General features: G+C 62.5%; 14 protein-coding genes and 1 tRNA gene. 3 read left to right on the forward strand and 12 right to left on the reverse strand.

Translation table 11 applies throughout. The features are described from left to right. The 3 genes from rpsL to rpoB all read right to left on the reverse strand — a co-directional run bounded on the left by rpsL (nucleotide 1) and on the right by rpoB (nucleotide 8,305). Nucleotides 1–375 (reverse strand): 30S ribosomal protein S12, encoded by a 375-nt coding sequence (gene rpsL, locus ACH488_RS17670; RefSeq protein ID WP_009358312.1) that lies wholly within the window; start codon nucleotides 373–375, stop codon nucleotides 1–3. 419 nt (nucleotides 376–794) lie between these two features. Continuing rightward, nucleotides 795–4,694, reverse strand: a complete 3,900-nt coding sequence (locus ACH488_RS17675; protein WP_397325853.1) for a DNA-directed RNA polymerase subunit beta' — start codon at nucleotides 4,692–4,694, stop codon at nucleotides 795–797. Nucleotides 4,695–4,798: 104 nt separating this feature from the next. Continuing rightward, on the reverse strand, nucleotides 4,799–8,305 hold the full coding sequence (rpoB, locus tag ACH488_RS17680) for a DNA-directed RNA polymerase subunit beta (protein WP_397325854.1): 3,507 nt from the start codon (nucleotides 8,303–8,305) through the stop codon (nucleotides 4,799–4,801). Between the two features lie 393 nt (nucleotides 8,306–8,698). On the opposite strand from rpoB, the gene ACH488_RS17685 reads away from it, so the two are divergent. Both ACH488_RS17685 and ACH488_RS17690 read left to right on the forward strand, forming a co-directional pair. Further along, nucleotides 8,699–9,898: an acetyl-CoA C-acetyltransferase gene (locus ACH488_RS17685; RefSeq protein ID WP_397325855.1), complete on the forward strand. Its 1,200-nt coding sequence runs from the start codon at nucleotides 8,699–8,701 to the stop codon at nucleotides 9,896–9,898. A 45-nt stretch (nucleotides 9,899–9,943) separates the two neighbouring features. Beyond that, nucleotides 9,944–10,423, forward strand: a complete 480-nt coding sequence (locus tag ACH488_RS17690) for an aminoacyl-tRNA deacylase (protein WP_397325856.1) — start codon at nucleotides 9,944–9,946, stop codon at nucleotides 10,421–10,423. A 123-nt stretch (nucleotides 10,424–10,546) separates the two neighbouring features. On the opposite strand, the gene rplL is transcribed toward ACH488_RS17690, so the two are convergent. From rplL to ACH488_RS17735, 9 genes are all read right to left on the reverse strand, one after another. Continuing rightward, nucleotides 10,547–10,924, reverse strand: coding sequence for a 50S ribosomal protein L7/L12 (gene rplL / locus ACH488_RS17695; protein ID WP_397325857.1), 378 nt, complete (start codon nucleotides 10,922–10,924; stop codon nucleotides 10,547–10,549). Between the two features lie 76 nt (nucleotides 10,925–11,000). Then, nucleotides 11,001–11,594, reverse strand: a complete 594-nt coding sequence (rplJ, locus tag ACH488_RS17700) for a 50S ribosomal protein L10 (protein ID WP_397325858.1) — start codon at nucleotides 11,592–11,594, stop codon at nucleotides 11,001–11,003. A gap of 301 nt (nucleotides 11,595–11,895) precedes the next feature. Further along, nucleotides 11,896–13,062, reverse strand: a complete 1,167-nt coding sequence (locus ACH488_RS17705) for a GNAT family N-acetyltransferase (RefSeq protein ID WP_397325859.1) — start codon at nucleotides 13,060–13,062, stop codon at nucleotides 11,896–11,898. Continuing rightward, nucleotides 13,041–14,141: a GNAT family N-acetyltransferase gene (locus ACH488_RS17710; protein WP_397325860.1), complete on the reverse strand. Its 1,101-nt coding sequence runs from the start codon at nucleotides 14,139–14,141 to the stop codon at nucleotides 13,041–13,043. Before ACH488_RS17710 ends, ACH488_RS17705 begins: the two co-directional genes overlap by 22 nt. A gap of 110 nt (nucleotides 14,142–14,251) precedes the next feature. After that, nucleotides 14,252–14,959, reverse strand: coding sequence for a 50S ribosomal protein L1 (gene rplA / locus ACH488_RS17715; RefSeq protein WP_397325861.1), 708 nt, complete (start codon nucleotides 14,957–14,959; stop codon nucleotides 14,252–14,254). Nucleotides 14,960–15,104: 145 nt separating this feature from the next. Then, on the reverse strand, nucleotides 15,105–15,536 hold the full coding sequence (gene rplK, locus ACH488_RS17720; RefSeq protein ID WP_166183617.1) for a 50S ribosomal protein L11: 432 nt from the start codon (nucleotides 15,534–15,536) through the stop codon (nucleotides 15,105–15,107). Between the two features lie 129 nt (nucleotides 15,537–15,665). Next, nucleotides 15,666–16,520 (reverse strand): transcription termination/antitermination protein NusG, encoded by an 855-nt coding sequence (gene nusG, locus ACH488_RS17725; protein ID WP_397325862.1) that lies wholly within the window; start codon nucleotides 16,518–16,520, stop codon nucleotides 15,666–15,668. Nucleotides 16,521–16,631: 111 nt separating this feature from the next. Then, nucleotides 16,632–16,913: a preprotein translocase subunit SecE gene (gene secE / locus ACH488_RS17730; RefSeq protein WP_387435083.1), complete on the reverse strand. Its 282-nt coding sequence runs from the start codon at nucleotides 16,911–16,913 to the stop codon at nucleotides 16,632–16,634. A gap of 80 nt (nucleotides 16,914–16,993) precedes the next feature. After that, a tRNA-Trp gene (locus tag ACH488_RS17735) sits at nucleotides 16,994–17,066 on the reverse strand. Between the two features lie 256 nt (nucleotides 17,067–17,322). Here ACH488_RS17735 and ACH488_RS17740 point away from each other — a divergent pair. Then, nucleotides 17,323–18,552 (forward strand): pyridoxal phosphate-dependent aminotransferase, encoded by a 1,230-nt coding sequence (locus ACH488_RS17740; RefSeq protein WP_397325863.1) that lies wholly within the window; start codon nucleotides 17,323–17,325, stop codon nucleotides 18,550–18,552. Nucleotides 18,553–18,735: the final 183 nt, after the last annotated feature.

The raw sequence follows: 18,735 nt of genomic DNA on the forward strand, positions 1-18,735 counted from the left end.
TTACTTCTTCTCCATCTTTGCGCCGTAGCGGCTGCGGGCCTGCTTGCGGTTCTTGACACCCTGGGTGTCAAGGGCGCCGCGGACAATCTTGTAGCGGACACCCGGGAGGTCCTTCACACGACCACCACGGACGAGCACGATGGAGTGCTCCTGCAGGTTGTGGCCAACACCGGGGATGTAGGCGGTAACTTCCACACCACCGTTAAGGCGCACACGTGCGACCTTACGAAGAGCCGAGTTCGGCTTCTTCGGGGTGGTGGTGTAAACGCGGGTGCAAACACCGCGGCGCATCGGGCTGCCCTTCAGCGCGGGAGCCTTGGTCTTGGAGACCTTCGGCGTGCGGCCCTTGCGGACCAGCTGGTTAATCGTAGGCACTTTCGTGTTCTCCGTTTGTTTGATCTCTGCCCCCACACACAGGCGCCAGCCGGTGCTCAGTGGGAACTTTGGCGTTGCTCTCGCGGCCAGCCGGAACTCCCGGTAGGCGTGCAAAAGTGCGGCATTCGTTGCGCAAGTTGCCCGCAACCCGGAAACAAGCTCCACCCAACATCATGAGAACAAAACCAAAATGATGCTGCGGCGGCCATCATCCACTGCCACACAGAACAATTACCAAAAGTCTAGCACGGCTTGATCCGGCACCTTAATCGGGTGTATGGAGGACGACGGCGGCAGGCGGCTGCCGCCGTCGTCCTCCACTCCCCGCCTCACCGGACAGTCCAAGGCGTTAACGGGCCAGGCCCCGCACTCGACGAATGCGGGGCCTGGCCTTCAGTCAATGACTACTGCCGGTTATTTCAGCGGAAGTCGTTGCCGAGATCGTAGTCATCCAGCGGGATGGCGTGGAACTCGGGAGCACCGTCGCCACCCAGGGCGTCGTAGGAGAAGTCGGTGAAAGCGCTGGGGCCCGTGAACAGGCTTGCCTTTGCTTCTTCCGTCGGCTCCACAGTGACCTGCGTGTAGCGCGGCAGACCCGTACCAGCCGGGATGAGCTTACCGATGATGACGTTTTCCTTGAGGCCGAGCAAGGGATCGCTCTTGCCTTCCATGGCCGCCTGCGTCAGGACGCGGGTGGTCTCCTGGAAGGAAGCGGCCGACAGCCAGGACTCGGTAGCCAAGGAAGCCTTGGTGATACCCATGAGTTCCGGACGGCCCGAAGCCGGTGCCTTGCCCTCGGACACGACGCGGCGGTTCTCGTCCTCGAAGCGGGCGCGCTCTGCCAGCTCACCGGGGAGCAGCTCGGAGTCGCCGGACTCGATGACGGTCACGCGGCGCAGCATCTGGCGGACAATGACCTCCACGTGCTTGTCGTGGATGCCAATACCCTGGCTGCGGTACACGCCCTGCACTTCGTCCACGAGGAACTTCTGTGCGGCACGCGGACCCATGATGCGCAGAACCTGCTTCGGGTCCACCGGACCGTTGATCAGCTTCTGGCCGACGCTGACGTGGTCGCCGTCCTCGATGAGGAGGCGGGACCGGCGCAGTACCGGGTAGGCGATCTCTTCGGAGCCATCGTCCGGAGTGATCACCAGGCGCATCTGGCGCTCGGACTCTTCGATGGTGATGCGTCCGGCTGCTTCCGCAATCGGTGCCACACCCTTCGGAGTACGGGCTTCAAACAGTTCCTGGATACGGGGCAGACCCTGGGTGATGTCATCGCCACCACCCGCGGAGACAGCACCACCGGTGTGGAACGTACGCATGGTCAGCTGGGTACCGGGCTCACCGATGGACTGTGCGGCGATGATGCCCACGGCCTCGCCGATGTCCACGGTCTTGCCGGTGGCCAGCGAACGGCCGTAGCAAAGTGCGCAGGTGCCCACCTTGGACTCACACGTGAGTACGGAGCGGACCTTGACCTCGGTAATGCCGGCAGCCAGCAGCTGGTCGATGACGACGTCGCCGCAGTCGGTGCCTGCAGGTGCCAGGACGTTGCCCTCGGAATCGACGACGTCGACGGCCAGGGTACGTGCGTAGGCGCTGTTCTCGACGTTCTCGTCCAGGACCAACTCACCGTTGGAGTCCGGAACGGCGATCGGCGTGACCAGGCCGCGCTCGGTACCGCAGTCCTCTTCGCGGACAATGACGTCCTGCGAAACGTCCACCAGACGACGGGTCAGGTAACCCGAGTTGGCGGTACGGAGAGCGGTATCGGCCAGACCCTTACGGGCACCGTGCGTGGCGATGAAGTATTCCAGCACCGACAGGCCCTCGCGGTAGGAGGACTTGATGGGGCGCGGGATGATCTCACCCTTCGGGTTGGCCACAAGACCACGGATACCCGCGATCTGGCGGACCTGCATCCAGTTACCACGTGCACCGGAGGACACCATGCGGTTGATGGTGTTCATCGGGGACAGGCTGTCGCGCATTGCCTGGGCGATCTCGTTGGTTGCCTTGTTCCAGATCTCGATCAGTTCCTGGCGACGCTCGTCGTCGTCGATCAGGCCCTTGTCGTACTGGCCCTGGATCTTGGCAGCCATGTTCTCGTAACCGGCCAGGATGCCCGGCTTGGTGTCCGGTACCTCGATGTCGGAGATTGCCACCGTGACACCCGAGCGGGTTGCCCAGTAGAAACCGGCATCCTTCAGGTTGTCCAGCGTGGCAGCCGTGACTACCTTCGGGTAGCGCTCGGCGAGGTCGTTGACGATCCGGGACAGTTCGCCCTTGTCCGCAACAGCCTCAACCCAGGGGTAATCCTCAGGCAGCGTCTGGTTGAAGATGACCTGGCCCAGGGAGGTTTCAACGAGCGCCGGCTGGCCGGGCTCCCAACCTTCCGGAGCTTCCCAACCTGCGTAGGGAACGAAGTCCTCCAGGCGGATCTTGACCTGGGAGTTCAGGTGAAGATCGCGGGCGTCGTAGGCCATGATGGCCTCGGACACCGAGGAGAACACGCGGCCCTCGCCGGCGGAGCCGACGCGCTTGGTGGTCAGGTGGTACAGGCCGATGATCATATCCTGCGAAGGCAGGGTCACCGGACGTCCATCGGACGGCTTCAGGATGTTGTTCGAGGACAGCATCAGGATGCGGGCTTCGGCCTGGGCTTCCGGGCTCAGCGGCAGGTGGACTGCCATCTGGTCGCCGTCGAAGTCAGCGTTGAAGGCGCCACAAACCAGCGGGTGAAGCTGGATTGCCTTGCCTTCCACAAGCTGCGGTTCGAAGGCCTGGATGCCGAGGCGGTGCAGGGTAGGTGCACGGTTGAGCAGCACCGGGTGTTCGGTGATGATCTCTTCCAGCACGTCCCAGACCTGCGGACGGTAACGCTCAACCATGCGCTTTGCCGACTTGATGTTCTGGGCGTGGTTGAGGTCAACCAGGCGCTTCATCACGAACGGCTTGAAGAGCTCCAGGGCCATCTGCTTGGGCAGGCCGCACTGGTGCAGCTTCAGCTGCGGGCCGACGACGATGACCGAACGGCCGGAGTAGTCAACACGCTTGCCCAGGAGGTTCTGGCGGAAACGGCCCTGCTTGCCCTTGAGCATGTCGCTCAGGGACTTCAGCGGACGGTTGCCCGGACCCGTGACGGGACGGCCGCGACGGCCGTTGTCGAAGAGGCTGTCAACAGCTTCCTGAAGCATGCGCTTCTCGTTGTTGACGATGATCTCCGGGGCACCGAGGTCAAGCAGGCGCTTGAGTCGGTTGTTGCGGTTGATCACACGGCGGTAGAGGTCGTTGAGATCGGAGGTCGCGAAGCGGCCACCGTCCAGCTGGACCATCGGGCGCAGTTCCGGCGGGATCACCGGGACGGCGTCGAGAACCATGCCGAGCGGGCTGTTGTTGGTGGTCAGGAAGGCGTTGACAACCTTGAGGCGCTTGAGCGCACGGGTCTTGCGCTGGCCCTTGCCGTTCTGGATGGTGTCGCGCAGCGACTCGGCCTCAGCCTGCATGTCGAAGGTTTCGAGGCGCTTCTTGATCGCCTCTGCACCCATGGAGCCTTCGAAGTACATGCCGTAGCGGTCACGCAGTTCGCGGTACAGGCCTTCGTCGCCCTCGAGGTCGGCGACCTTGAGGTTCTTGAAGCGGTCCCAGACCTGCTCAAGGCGCTCGATGTCGGCGTCGGCACGCTTGCGGACGTTCGCCATCTGGCGGTCAGCGGAGTCGCGGGCCTTCTTCTTGTCTGCACCCTTGGCGCCTTCGCCTTCAAGACGGGCAAGCTCGTCTTCAAGGTCGCGGGCAATCGTGGCGATGTCGCTGTCGCGGTTGTCCACCATCTGCTTCTTCTCAAGGTCATGCTCTACCTGGAGGTTGGGCAGTTCGGCGTGACGGTTTTCCTCGTCAACGCTGGTGATCATGTAAGCAGCGAAGTAGATGACCTTCTCAAGGTCCTTCGGAGCCAGGTCCAGGAGGTAGCCAAGGCGCGACGGAACGCCCTTGAAGTACCAGATGTGGGTTACGGGAGCGGCGAGCTCGATGTGGCCCATGCGCTCACGGCGTACCTTGGCGCGGGTGACTTCGACGCCACAACGCTCACAGATGATGCCCTTGAAGCGGACACGCTTGTACTTGCCGCAGTAGCATTCCCAGTCGCGGGAAGGTCCGAAGATCTTCTCGCAGAAAAGTCCGTCCTTCTCAGGCTTGAGAGTGCGGTAGTTGATGGTTTCCGGCTTCTTGACCTCACCGTATGACCAACCACGGATGTCTTCCGCGGTGGCGAGGCCGATCTGCATGAGGCCGAAGGAGGATTCGCTGGACATATGGTCCCTGTTCTCTCTTGTTCTCTAAATTCTGAAGTCTTGGTTACGGAAAGAGGGAGCTGCCCGGCAGGCGGCATTCTTGGTGCCGCCTGCCGGAGCGGCTGCTAGACCTCTTCTACGGAACTGGGCTCTGCACGAGACAGATCGATGCCCAGTTCCTCCGCAGCCGTGAAGACTGCGTCATCAGAGTCACGCATTTCGATCGTGGTTCCGTCGGTGGAAAGGACTTCCACGTTCAGGCACAACGACTGCATTTCCTTGATCAAGACCTTGAAGGACTCCGGAACGCCAGGCTCAGGGATGTTCTCGCCCTTGACGATGGCTTCGTAGACCTTCACACGGCCGTGGATGTCATCCGACTTGATCGTGAGGAGTTCCTGAAGGGTGTAGGCGGCGCCGTATGCTTCGAGCGCCCACACTTCCATTTCACCGAAGCGCTGGCCACCGAACTGTGCCTTACCACCCAGCGGCTGCTGCGTGATCATAGAGTACGGACCGGTGGAACGTGCGTGGATCTTGTCGTCCACCAGGTGGTGGAGCTTCAGGATGTACATGTAACCGACGGAGATCGGGTCCGGGAACGGCTCGCCGGAGCGGCCGTCGAACAGACGGGTCTTTCCGGAGGAGTCGATCAGGCGGTCGCCGTCGCGCGTCACGTTGGTGGAATCGAGCAGGCCCGTGATTTCCTCTTCGCGGGCGCCGTCGAACACCGGGGTGGCAACGGTGGTCTGGCCGGTTTCACGGGGCAGGTTCGGGAGGTTCTTGACCCACTCCGGCTCGCCTTCGATCTTCCAACCGGTCTTGGCAACCCAACCGAGGTGGGTTTCCAGGACCTGTCCAACGTTCATACGGCCCGGAACACCAAGCGGGTTCAGGACGATGTCCACCGGGGTGCCGTCTGCAAGGAAGGGCATGTCCTCGACCGGGAGGATCTTGGAGATAACACCCTTGTTGCCGTGGCGGCCGGCGAGCTTGTCGCCGTCGGTGATCTTGCGCTTGGCTGCAACGTAGACGCGGACCAGCTGGTTCACGCCCGGGGGCAGTTCGTCGTCGTTGTCACGGTCGAAGACGCGGACGCCGATGACCGTACCGGACTCGCCGTGGGGAACCTTCAGGGACGTGTCACGGACTTCGCGGGACTTCTCACCGAAGATGGCGCGGAGCAGGCGCTCTTCCGGGGTCAGTTCGGTTTCACCCTTCGGGGTGACCTTGCCTACCAGGATGTCGCCGGCTTCAACCTCGGCACCGATGTGGATGATGCCACGCTCGTCCAGTCCTGCAAGGACTTCCTCGGACACGTTCGGGATGTCACGGGTGATTTCCTCTGCACCAAGCTTGGTGTCGCGGGCATCGATCTCGTGCTCTTCGATGTGGATGGAGGAAAGGACGTCCTCGGCGACGATGCGCTGGGACAGGATGATGGCGTCCTCGAAGTTGTGGCCTTCCCAGGACATGAATGCCACGAGGAGGTTCTTGCCGAGGGCGAGTTCACCCTGGTCCGTTGCGGGACCGTCAGCGATGATTCCGCCAACTTCCAGGCGCTGGCCTTCGTTGACCAGGACGCGGTGGTTGTAGCAGTTGCCCTGGTTGGAACGGGCGAACTTGTTGATGCGGTAGTTGGTTTCCGTGCCGTCGTCGTTGATCATCACAACGAGCTCGGCGGAAACCTCGGTGACCACACCGGCCTTCTTCGCGATGACCACGTCACCGGCGTCGACTGCTGCGGCGCGCTCCATGCCGGTGCCCACGAACGGAGCCTCGGAACGGACCAGCGGCACAGCCTGGCGCTGCATGTTGGCACCCATGAGTGCGCGGTTGGCGTCGTCGTGCTCGAGGAACGGGATCAGGGCAGTTGCCACGGATACCATCTGGCGCGGGGAAACGTCCATGAACTGGACATCTGCGGCGGGAACCAGAACCGGCTCGCCTCCACCACCACGGGCACGGACAAGGACGGTCTCCTCGGAGAAGCGCTTGTCAGCGTCCAGCGGAGCGTTGGCCTGTGCAATCAGGACCTCGGCCTCGTCGTCGGCAGTCAGGTACTCGACGTCGTCGGAAACCACACCGTTGGAAACCTTGCGGTAAGGGGTTTCGATGAAGCCGAACGGGTTGATGCGGCCGTAGGAAGCCAACGAACCGATCAGACCAATGTTCGGGCCTTCAGGGGTTTCGATGGGGCACATACGTCCATAGTGGGACGGGTGGACGTCTCGGACTTCCATGCCTGCACGGTCACGGGACAGACCACCCGGGCCAAGTGCCGAAAGACGGCGCTTGTGGGTCAAACCCGAAAGCGGGTTGTTCTGGTCCATGAACTGCGAGAGCTGGGAGGTTCCGAAGAACTCCTTGATCGCGGCAACAACCGGGCGGATGTTGATCAGGGTCTGCGGCGTGATGGCCTCGACGTCCTGCGTGGTCATGCGTTCGCGGACCACGCGTTCCATACGGGAAAGACCCGTGCGGACCTGGTTCTCGATCAGTTCGCCGACGGCGCGGATGCGACGGTTGCCGAAGTGGTCGATGTCATCGATCTCGACGCGGAGCTCGTGGTCTTCGCCATCGCGCTTGCCCATGATGGTCTTCTCGCCGGCGTGCAGCGCGACGAGGAACTTGATCATGGCAACGATGTCTTCGACGTGCAGGACCGAAGCTTCCTTGTCGCCAAGCGAGCGGTCGATGCCGAGCTTGCGGTTGATCTTGTAACGGCCAACCTTGGCGAGGTCGTAGCGCTTCGGGTTGAAGTACAGGTTGTCCAGCAGGGACTGGGCAGCCTCAACTGTGGGCGGCTCGCCCGGACGCAGCTTGCGGTAGATGTCCAGAAGCGCGTCTTCGCGGGTTTCGGTGGCGTCCTTCTCCAGCGTTGCGCGCATGGAGTCGTACTGGCCGAACTCTTCCAGGATCTGGCCTTCGGTCCAGCCGAGGGCCTTCAGCAGTACGGTGACGGACTGCTTGCGCTTGCGGTCGAGGCGAACGCCGACCTGGTCGCGCTTGTCGATTTCGAGCTCGAACCAAGCACCACGCGAGGGGATGATCTTCGCGGTGAAGATGTCCTTGTCGCTGGTCTTGTCGGCAGCGCGCTCGAAGTAGGCACCGGGCGAACGGACCAGCTGGGAAACAACAACACGCTCGGTGCCGTTGACCACGAAGGTTCCCTTTTCGGTCATGAGCGGGAAGTCGCCCATGAACACGGTCTGCTGCTTGATTTCGCCCGTGTTGTTGTTCATGAACTCGGCCTTGACATACAAGGGAGCCGAGTAGGTGGCGTCACGGTCTTTGCATTCGGCCATGGTGTACTTCGGGTCAGCGAACTCCGGCTCGGAGAAGCTCAGGGACATGGTGCCCTGGAAGTCCTCGATCGGGGAGATCTCTTCGAAGATATCGGCAAGTCCGGAGGTGGTGGCGACGCTGAGGTCGCCCTCCTCGACAGCCTTCGCTACCCGCGCCTGCCAGCGTTCGTTTCCGACCAGCCAGTCAAAGCTGTCTGTCTGCAGGGCGAGAAGATTCGGAACATCAAGGGGTTCGTGAATCTTTGCGAATGAGAGGCGGCGGGTGGCACCATCGGTGCTTGCCGTGTTAGCGGTTTCGTTATTAGAGGTGCTCGAGGCGACCAAGAGGGATCCTTCCACAGACCTTCAGGCGTTTTCAGATCTCCCCCGTTTGCATGTTGCGGAGTGCTCCGCAGCATACTTAATCCGGTTCCGCTATATGACCCGGACCCAGCCCCGCAAAAGGCATTTGCACGCAATGGACGGCATGCCAATTGACGCAGCTGAGAGGTAAAGCCCACCGCTATATGAAGGCTGAAGGTTAACAGGGAAGACGCAAATATCTACAATACGGCAAAGCAGCCTTCCTGTCTACCCCAGATCGTCCGTGAATGCAAGCACCGTTGCTGCAGGCACCTAAGCCCAGGAATGCCGCGGCGCCCACATTCGTTGGAACGGATACCTGGACACGCACCCGCGATAGCCTTGCAGTAACACCACCGGACTGGAAGAGAGACCATGACCACCTCCGCTGACGACAATGACGTTGTCATCCTTGCCGCTTCCCGGACTCCGCAGGGCCGCCTCAACGGGCAGCTGGCGGGATTCACCGCCGTCGACCTTGGCGCCCACGCCATCACCGCAGCCCTGGCCTCCAGCGGCGTCAAGGCCGAACAGGTGGACGCCGTGATCATGGGCCAGGTCCTGCAAGCCGGCGCGGGCCAGAATCCGGCCCGGCAAAGCGCGATCGCCGCCGGCGTCGGCTGGAACATTCCTGCCGTGACCATCAACAAGGTGTGCCTCTCCGGGCTGACGGCCGTCATTGACGCTGCCCGGATGATCCGCAGCGGCGATGCCACGGTGGTGGTGGCCGGTGGGCAGGAATCCATGACGCGTGCCCCACACCTGCTGCCGGGCTCACGCCAGGGGTGGACCTATGGCTCCATCCAGGCCCTGGATGCCGCCGCGCACGATGGCCTCACGGATGCCTTCGACGGCCAGTCCATGGGTCTCTCCACGGAATCCAAGAACGTGACCCTCGGCATCGATCGCCGCGCCCAGGACGAGGTGGCTGCCGCTTCCCACCAACGCGCCGCCGCTGCGGCCGCGGACGGAATTTTCGACGTCGAGATCGCTGCGGTGAGCGTCAAGCAGCGCAAGGGAGATCCGCTGGTCCTCACGACGGATGAAGGCGTCCGCCCCAACACCACCATCGAAACACTGGCCCCGCTGAAGGCAGCCTTCGCCACGGACGGCACCATCACGGCGGGCAACTCCTCTCCCCTGTCCGACGGCGCCTCCGCACTGGTGCTGGCCAGCCGTCGCTTCGCCCGGGACAACGGCCTGGACTACCTCGCCGTCGTGGGCAAGCCGGGCCAGGTGGCCGGGCCGGACAATTCCCTCCACTCGCAGCCGTCCAACGCAATTGCGCAGGCCTTGAAGAAGGCGGGCTGGACCGCCGAGGACCTTGACTTCATCGAGATCAACGAGGCCTTCGGCTCGGTGGCCGTCCAGTCGCTCAAGGACCTGCAGTACCCCTTGGAAAAGTGCAACATCCACGGTGGCGCCATCGCCCTTGGCCACCCCATCGGCGCATCCGGTGCCCGCCTTGCCCTGCATGCGGCCCACGAACTCAAGCGCCGGGGAACCGGCAAGGCCGCAGTTTCCCTGTGCGGCGGTGGAGGCCAGGGCGAGGCCCTCCTGCTGTACCGTGACTGAAACCCAGGCGACTGACACTCCAGCGACTGAGAAGGACCCAAGCCCATGAGCCAGACAGCCAACGGAGCGGAGCGCTTCCTCAAGGATGCCGCCGCACGCGGACTGGAGGTGGACGTCGTCGAACGTCCCGCCGCCCGCAGCCTTGAAGAGGCGGCCGGAATCCTGGGCATCAGCCCCGGCGACATCGTCAAGTCCCTCGTGGTCAAGCACCGGGATGGAAGCTTCCTGTTCGCCCTGATTCCGGGCGACCGGCAGATCTCCTGGCCCAAGCTGCGGGCGTTGGTGGGCGTGAACAAGCTCTCGCTGCCGCACGCGGACGTGGCCCTTGCCGCGACCGGCTACGAACGGGGAACCATCACTCCCCTGGGTAGCACCACCGCGTGGCCCGTCTACGCAGATGCAACCATCACGGGACGGCGGATCTCCATGGGCGCCGGCGCGCACGGCCGCAGCGCCTTCGTGGACGCAGACGCCCTCACGTCTGCGCTCAATGCCACCGTGGCGGACATCAGCGAGCCCTCTTAAGCAACGCGGGGTCACTTGCGGCCCTTAAATCCCCTCGGGATGGGCCGCGAGTGACCCCGCGTTGCTATTTAACGCAGGAAGCCCCGCCCGGCGAACCGGACGGGGCTTCCCAAGCAGAACGTGTTACTTGATGGTAACCGTTGCGCCAGCTTCTTCGAGCTGAGCCTTTGCCTTCTCTGCGGCGTCCTTGTTGGCGCCTTCGAGAACAGCCTTCGGTGCACCGTCAACCAAGTCCTTGGCTTCCTTGAGGCCGAGGGAGGTGATGGCGCGAACTTCCTTGATCACTGCGATCTTCTTGTCGCCAGCAGCTTCGAGGATGACGTCGAATTCGGTCTTCTCTTCAGCAGCTTCAGCGGCACCGCCGGCAGCGGGGCCAGCAACAGCAACAGCAGCAGCCGTAACTTCGAAGGTCTCTTCGAAGAGCTTGACGAACTCGGAGAGCTCGATGATGGTCAGTTCCTTGAAAGCTTCAATGAGCTCTTCGTTGCTGAGCTTCGCCATGGTGGCGTCCTTCCATTAGGTGGTGCGGATCCGGACTCTGCCGCTCCATGCACCGGAGTTTGATTGGGGGGAGAACTTAGTTCTCTTCGGTTGCGGCTTCAGCAGCTTCGGCCGGAGCCGCAGCTTCCTCAGCAGCAGCCTCTTCAGCAGCCGCTGCTTCTTCAGCGGCCGGAGCAGGTGCGCCGCCCTCTTCTTCAAGCTTGAGGCGCAGGGCATCGATGATGCGTGCAGCAGCGGATGCAGGAGCCTTGAGGACACCGGCAACACGTGCAAGCTGGAACTCGCGGGACTCAAGGGCAGCCAGTGCGGCAACACCCTCAGAGTCAAGTGCCTTGCCTTCGAACAGACCGGTCTTGATGACCAGCTGCTTGTTGGCCTTGGCAAAGTCCGTAAGGCTCTTGGCAGCAGCAACGGCGTCGCCCTTGATGAAGGCGATCGCAGTGGGGCCGGAAAGCTGACCGTCGAATGCGTCGACACCAGCTTCCTTGGCTGCGATGGCGCTCAGGGTGTTCTTGACGACCGAGAACTTGGTGTCCTGGCCGAGAGCAACACGGAGTTCCTTGAGCTGCGCAACAGAGAGCCCACGGTATTCGGTCAGGACAGCCGCGGTCGATTCCTTGAAATCGTTGGTGATCTCTGCAACTGCGGAGACCTTGCTAGGCGTTGTCATAACCCTCCTTCCGGGGAATAAAGCCGGCCTTCCGGGTCCCCGCTCATGAGAGCTAAAACTAAAAACGCCCCGCGCAGATGCACGGGGCTTGGCTCAACACAGCTTTGCTGTGGAGACTCAACTCGTTCACCTGCGTTGGCCGCCCTATGTCAGGGTCCTTCGTCAAGGAATCCACCTTGTTCTCACGGGCGTGGCTACAGAGTTGAGCTGTGCTCGAAAGGGTGGATTCCCATCAACCGACGGTCTTTGGTACTTCAAGGTTACGGGAGAGTGTTCAGCAAACCAAATCGGGGCCCGAACCCTAGTCCGATGACGTGACCTTGGGTCCGCGATCCGGAAGTTCCTTCTGCCACAGACCGGTGACTCCCGCCGTCGTGAACCCCAACTGCTTGTTCACGGTCAAAAGGTAGCGGTTCTCCGGCGCATTCCAGGTGTAGATCACCCGCGCATCCGGGAACTGCTCGCTCAGACGCTCCATGTTGGCCACCTTGATGAGCAGTCCCAGCTTGTTCCCCCGGTGCTCCTGCAGCACCAGGGTGTCGTCCTGGAACACCACGTCCTGGCGATGCGCCAGGACACTGATGGTGGTCAGGCCCACCAGCCGACCGGACGCGAGATGTTCGACGGCGGTCACCACCGTGCGCCGGCCCTGCGCCAAGGCGGCGTCTTCCGTTTCGCGCAGGACGCCGACGTCGAAAACCATCCCGGGACTCCCGGCTGCCGGCTCCTCCTCGTCTTCGCCGTGGACTACCTCACCGGCTGCATTCTCAAGCTCGGCGACTGCCTCCAGCCACGGAGCGGGGCAGCGGTCCGTCCAGTGGTGCAGGGCGTAGCGGCCGGCGTTTGTCTCCTCTGCCTCGGCCTGGAGATCGGCTACCAGCTTGGTATCAAGCGGAAGGATGCAGGAGCTGAACTGCTCAATGTGCTGCAGGGTGTAACCCGCGCGCTGGGCAAAATCCACTTCCCGGCTGCTGACGGGGACAAACCCCGGGCCGCTGCCGGGGATCAATTGGTCCTCGGGGATCTCGGTCAGGGACGTAGCCGGATGGTTGGTGTCCACCAGGATCATGGTGCGTCCCTCCGCCCGGGCCAGTTGTTCGGCCGCGTCCAGGAGTTGGCGGCCAACGCCTTGCCGTTGGTATTCGGGCAGGATGTCCAAGGTGAACTCGGCGAGGTCCATGTTGTCCATCAAGGGAAGGGCGATGTCCACGGTGCCCACTATTTCGCCGTCAATCTTGGCCACCAGGATGATCTGGCGCTCATAGGGGTCGGAAAACTCCAGCAGTTTCTCCAAGGGCGTGTACGCGAGGTCGTCGCTCCCCCACGTCTGCATGCGGACCCGCCGGCCAACTTCCACCGCGTCCAGGAAGTCCTTGGCATTGGGGCTGTCCAGGTTATCCGGCACCCACACTTGCTCCACCTGAACGGTCTTCGCCTCGTCTACAGTCATCCCAGCCGTTTCTGCCATTCGCCTTCAAAGCCGGAAGGCTTGAATCCCAGGGCGATATTAATGGCCAGCATATGCCGGTTTTCACTGGCGTTCCATGTCATCACCCGGGTGGCGTCCGGCCACGTCACTCCGGCCTGGCGGAGATTGGGGATCTTCACCAACATGCCCAGCCGGTGCCCACGGTGTCCGGGTGCCACCAGGGTGTCTTCCTGGTAGATCACGGCCGGCGCTTCCGCACGGTGGATCAGTACTGTGTAGGCAGCCAGCTCTCCCGATGCTTCGTGCTGGGCCGCGGCGATGATCGCCTCGATGCCGCTTGACCTCCACGTCGCTTCCTCTTGCCGGACCCGGGCGGAGTCCCACTCCTCGCCTTCCCACCCCAACCCGGCGATGGGAACCTCGGTACTCATCAGGCTTTTCAAGGCAGCGAACGCGTCCACCAACGTATCCGGACAGCTGTCCCGCCAGGCAATGACGCTGTAGCCCTGCGCCGACGGCAGGGCCCGGGATTCAAGAGCTGCCAAAAGTTCCCCGTCAGGAGGCAGTGACAGCGTGCTGTTGCTCTCCACCTGCTCCAGCGAATAGCCATGGGCTACGGCGAAACGGGTGGCCTCGGACTCCAGCGGGAATCCACCGCTGCCAGACTTCGCTTCCAACAATGGAACGCCGGGCACGATGGGTGCTCCGCTATAGCCGTCGAAGGACACCCGGTCCCGCGCACGGGCTGTATCTTCCAAATGTTGCAGGATCGCCGTCCCAATGCCCTGCCGCCGGTAGCCGGCGTCCACCAGCACGTCCACACCCGCCGTCGTCGTATTCTCGCTCAAGGGAAGCGTCAGCGTACCGCAGCCCACCACGGTGCCGCCGAGCCGTGCGAGGTACACGTGGCGTTCTTCGTATTCGTTGCCCAGCCAGAACATGATGTCCTCGGCGAGGGTGGGTGCCCGGTCGGCGTTCCCCCACAGCGCGGTTTCATGGGCTACGCGCATCCGGTGGAAGGCCAGGAAATCGGCGGACGCCCCAGCCTCCGGGCTCGCGGGAACGCCGATGCGCCATACCACCAGCGCGCTGCCGTTTGGAGCGTTCGACGACGTCACGCCCCACAGCCTATGGGCCGGCCTTGGGCGGGACAAGACCATGGTGGAAATGCGAAAGGACCGCCCGGCACAAGCCGGACGGTCCTTTTCAGAGCCAAGCTCCGCGAAGCTTACGCCTCGGTGAGAACCTTGGTGACGTTCGGGTCAACGGTGATGCCCGGGCCGAACGTGGTGGCGACGGTAGCCTTCTGGATGTAGCGGCCCTTGGAAGCGGACGGCTTCAAACGAAGCACCTCTTCCAGTGCTGCTGCGTAGTTCTCGGCCAGCTTGATGGCGTCGAAGGAAACCTTGCCGATGATGAAGTGCAGGTTCGAGTGCTTGTCGACACGGAAGTCGATCTTGCCGCCCTTGATGTCGTTGACAGCCTTGGTGACATCCGGGGTAACCGTACCGGTCTTCGGGTTCGGCATGAGGTTACGCGGGCCGAGGACCTTACCGAGGCGGCCAACCTTGCCCATGAGGTCAGGGGTAGCAACGGCTGCGTCGAAGTCGGTCCAGCCGCCTGCGATCTTTTCGATCAGGTCATCGGAACCAACGAAGTCGGCGCCGGCTGCGATTGCTGCCTCAGCCTTGTCACCGGTTGCGAAAACCAGGACACGGGCGGTCTTGCCGGTGCCGTGGGGGAGGTTGACCGTACCGCGGACCATCTGGTCAGCCTTGCGGGGGTCAACGCCGAGGCGGAAAGCTACCTCAACCGTTGCGTCGAACTTGGACGGGTTGATTTCCTTAGCCAGGCTGATGGCCTCGAACGGGGCGTAGACCTTGTCTGCCTCGATCTTGGCTACGGCTGCCTCATATGCTTTGCTGCGCTTTGCCATGCTGCTTGTTTCTCCTTGTGCAGTTGTGGTCTGCGGACCGCGCTGGGCCCTGCCACAGTCGTGGATCCGGCAAGGATCCTGCGACATTTCAATGTTTCAAGTGCCGGTTGCCCGGCGGTAAGGCTCCGAGGAGCCCAAGAGGTGACTAGCCCTCTACGGTGATGCCCATGGAGCGGGCAGTGCCGGCGATGATCTTGGCTGCTGCCGCGATGTCGTTGGCGTTGAGGTCTTCCATCTTGGTGGAAGCAATTTCCTCGACCTGTGCCTGGGTCAGCTTGGCAACCTTGACGGTGTGCGGGGTAGCCGAACCCTTGGCAACGCCTGCAGCCTTCTTGATGAGCTCTGCAGCCGGCGGGGTCTTGGTGATGAAGGTGAAGGAACGGTCTTCGTAGACCGTGATTTCCACCGGGATAACGTTTCCGCGCTGGGATTCCGTGGCAGCGTTGTACGCCTTGCAGAATTCCATGATGTTGACACCGTGCTGGCCAAGCGCAGGACCGATCGGCGGAGCCGGGTTAGCGGCACCTGCCTGGATCTGCAGCTTGATGAGGCCGGTGACCTTCTTCTTGGGAGCCAATGTAGGGTCCTTCTCTCAATAGCTTCCTGGGGCACAGGAGCGCGTCCCAGGTTGGTGGCCGCCATGGCGAGGCGGCCGGCCGCTTCCGGACCGCTAAGCAGGGGGCCGGGAGCGAAATCTTTGAATCAACTAGATCTTGGTGACCTGGTTGAAGGCGAGCGTAACCGGGGTTTCGCGTTCGAAGATCGAAACCAGCACCACGAGGGTCTGCGACTCGGGCTTGATCTCGGAAATCGTAGCCGGAAGAGTCTCGAACGGACCTTCCTTGACGATGACAGACTCGCCGACTTCGAAGTCGACGGCCACGGGAGCCTGCTGCTGCTTGTTGACCGGCTTGCCCTTCTCAGCCTGCTCTTCTTCGAAGACCGGGGCGAGCATGGAGAAGACTTCGTCGAGGCGCAGCGGCACGGGGTTGTGGGCGTTGCCCACGAAGCCGGTGACACCGGGGGTGTGGCGGACGGCGCCCCAGGAAGCATCCGTCAGGTCCATACGGACCAGGACGTAGCCGGGGATGCGCACGCGGTTGATCACCTTGCGCTGCGCGTTCTTGATCTCCACGACTTCTTCCATGGGGACCTGGATTTCGAAGATGTAATCTTCCATGTCCAGGGTCTGGATGCGGGTCTCCAGGTTGGCCTTCACGCGGTTCTCGTAACCGGCGTAGGAGTGGATGACGTACCAGTCACCTTCCTGGCGACGCAGCTTGGACTTGAATTCCTCGGCGGGGTCCACCGGCGCGGCAGCGGCAGCGGCAGCGGCTTCCAGGGAAACGCCTTCTGCTTCGTCGTCGCTGTCTGCTTCTTCGTCGTCCGACTCATCGTCGGATTCGTCGTCTACGTCAGCCTCGAAAGCCTCTTCGGAATCGTCGACGTCGGCAGTTTCGGGTGCAGCGGAATCGACCTCGGACTCGTCCGCGGCAGCGGTCGTGTTCTCTTCGGTCCCATCCAGCTCAGTCTCGTTTACCTCGAGCTCCTGCTCAGACACTTGGTCTCCTGCTTCCTCATTGCCTAACATGCCTATTTAAATGGCTCAATTCCGCAAGCCCCGCAAAATCCCTGCTTCCAGGGGTTTCACATGGCTTGCGGACAGATCCGCTTAGCGGTCCGTAGCGCCTGACCCTCCGAAGACCCAGCTGACACCCGTGCCGAAGGCAAGATCCAGAAGGGTCACGATGACCATCATGATGACGACGAACACCAGCACCACGAGCGTGTAGTTGATCAGTTCTTTACGGGTCGGAGCGACGACCTTCTTCAGCTCGCCGATGACCTGGCGGACGAAGAGTGCGATCCGGGCAAAGAAACCGGCTTCGGCTTTCTTGGCAGGACGGCCCTTCGAGCTGCTGGCAGCTGTTTCGGTCACCTGGTCCTCACTCACCTTGAAAAGTCGTTGACCCGGCCCTGATCAGAGCCATGGTTGCTGCGCTTGTCCCGGCGTTTCCGCCGGAACAGCCTGCGCAGGGCAGACAGGACTCGAACCTGCAACCTGCGGTTTTGGAGACCGCTGCGCTACCAATTGCGCCACTACCCTATGGATCGAATCCATGTTTCAGGCCGCAGAACAGCCTGTGATGCTTTTCAACACCGGTGAACCAGTCTACGCAAGAATTTCGCGATAGTCGAACCGGCTCGGTTCCGGGGCTTTCCGGCGTGTTGCATGCGCTGTGACCAGCACCATCAGTCACATTGCCTGCCACTCACCCGGGAGCTCCGCAGAACAGCATAAGGTAGTTTACGTCGAATCCCATCATCCAGCCCACGAGCTGCCTGCGAAGAACGGTACATAGATGTCTGCCGGAACACCTGCCGCCCGCATTTCACAACGAATCTCCGCCATTGCCGAGTCCGCCACCCTTGCCGTTGATGCCAAGGCCAAGGCACTGAAGGCCGCGGGCCGCCCCGTGATTGGCTTCGGTGCCGGTGAACCCGACTTCCCCACCCCGGATTACATTGTGCAGGCTGCCATCGAGGCCGCCAGCCAGCCGAAGTACCACCGGTACTCCCCTGCGTCCGGCCTTCCCGAGCTGAAGAAGGCCATTGCGGACAAGACCCTGCGCGACTCCGGGTACAAGGTGGACCCGTCCCAGGTCCTGGTGACCAACGGCGGCAAGCAGGCCGTGTACAACACCTTCGCCACCCTGGTTGATCCGGGCGACGAAGTCATCATCCCCACCCCGTTCTGGACCACTTACCCGGAAGCCATCCGCCTGGCTGGCGGCGTTCCTGTGGAGGTTTTCGCCGGCCCGGAGCAGGGCTACCTGGTGACCGTTGAGCAGCTTGAAGCAGCTGTCACGGACAAGACCAAGATCCTGTTGTTCGTCTCCCCGTCCAACCCGACCGGTGCCGTGTACAGCCCGGAGCAGGTTGCGGAAATCGGCAAGTGGGCCGCGGCCAAGGGCCTGTGGGTTGTCACCGATGAGATCTACGAGCACCTGACCTACGACGGCGTCGAGTTCACCTCCATCGCCACTGCCGCTCCCGAACTGGGCGACCGCGTGGTCATCCTCAACGGTGTGGCCAAGACCTACGCCATGACCGGTTGGCGCGTGGGCTGGATGATCGGCCCGGCAGATGTCATCAAGGCCGCCACCAACCTGCAGTCGCACGCGACGTCGAACGTTTCCAACATCATGCAGGTGGCCGCCGCGGCCGCCCTCACGGGACCGCTGACCGCCGTCGACGAGATGAAGGTCGCCTTTGACCGTCGCCGCAAGGCGATCGTGGCTGGCCTGAACGCGATTGACGGCGTGGAATGCCCGACGCCGACCGGCGCCTTCTACGTGTACGCGGACGTCCGCGGACTGCTGGGCAAGGAATTCGAAACCTCCAACGGTACGGCCCGCCCGACGACGTCCGCAGAGCTTGCCGCGCTCATCCTGGACGAGGTTGAGGTTGCCGTGGTCCCCGGCGAGGCCTTCGGACCGTCCGGCTACGTCCGCTTGTCCTACGCCCTGGGCGACGACGACCTCGCCGAGGGTGTGCGACGCATCCAGGAATTCCTCGGCAAGGCCAAGTAGCGACACTTCACAGAAACGCTCTTCCACCTCGTTTGGTGGAAGAGCGTTTCTGTTTAAGCGGGATTCGGTGAGAGAGGGTTGCCGAAAAGGGGGTGTTTGGTGAGAGTGTCCCTATGTTTTTCGTCAAGCGGTTTTGGGTGTTTGGGCTTGGTAGAGGGTGCCGTCGCGGAGCATGGCGTAGAG

The sequence above is a fragment of the Paenarthrobacter sp. NPDC018779 genome (genome assembly GCF_044391085.1).
Classification (GTDB): domain Bacteria; phylum Actinomycetota; class Actinomycetes; order Actinomycetales; family Micrococcaceae; genus Arthrobacter.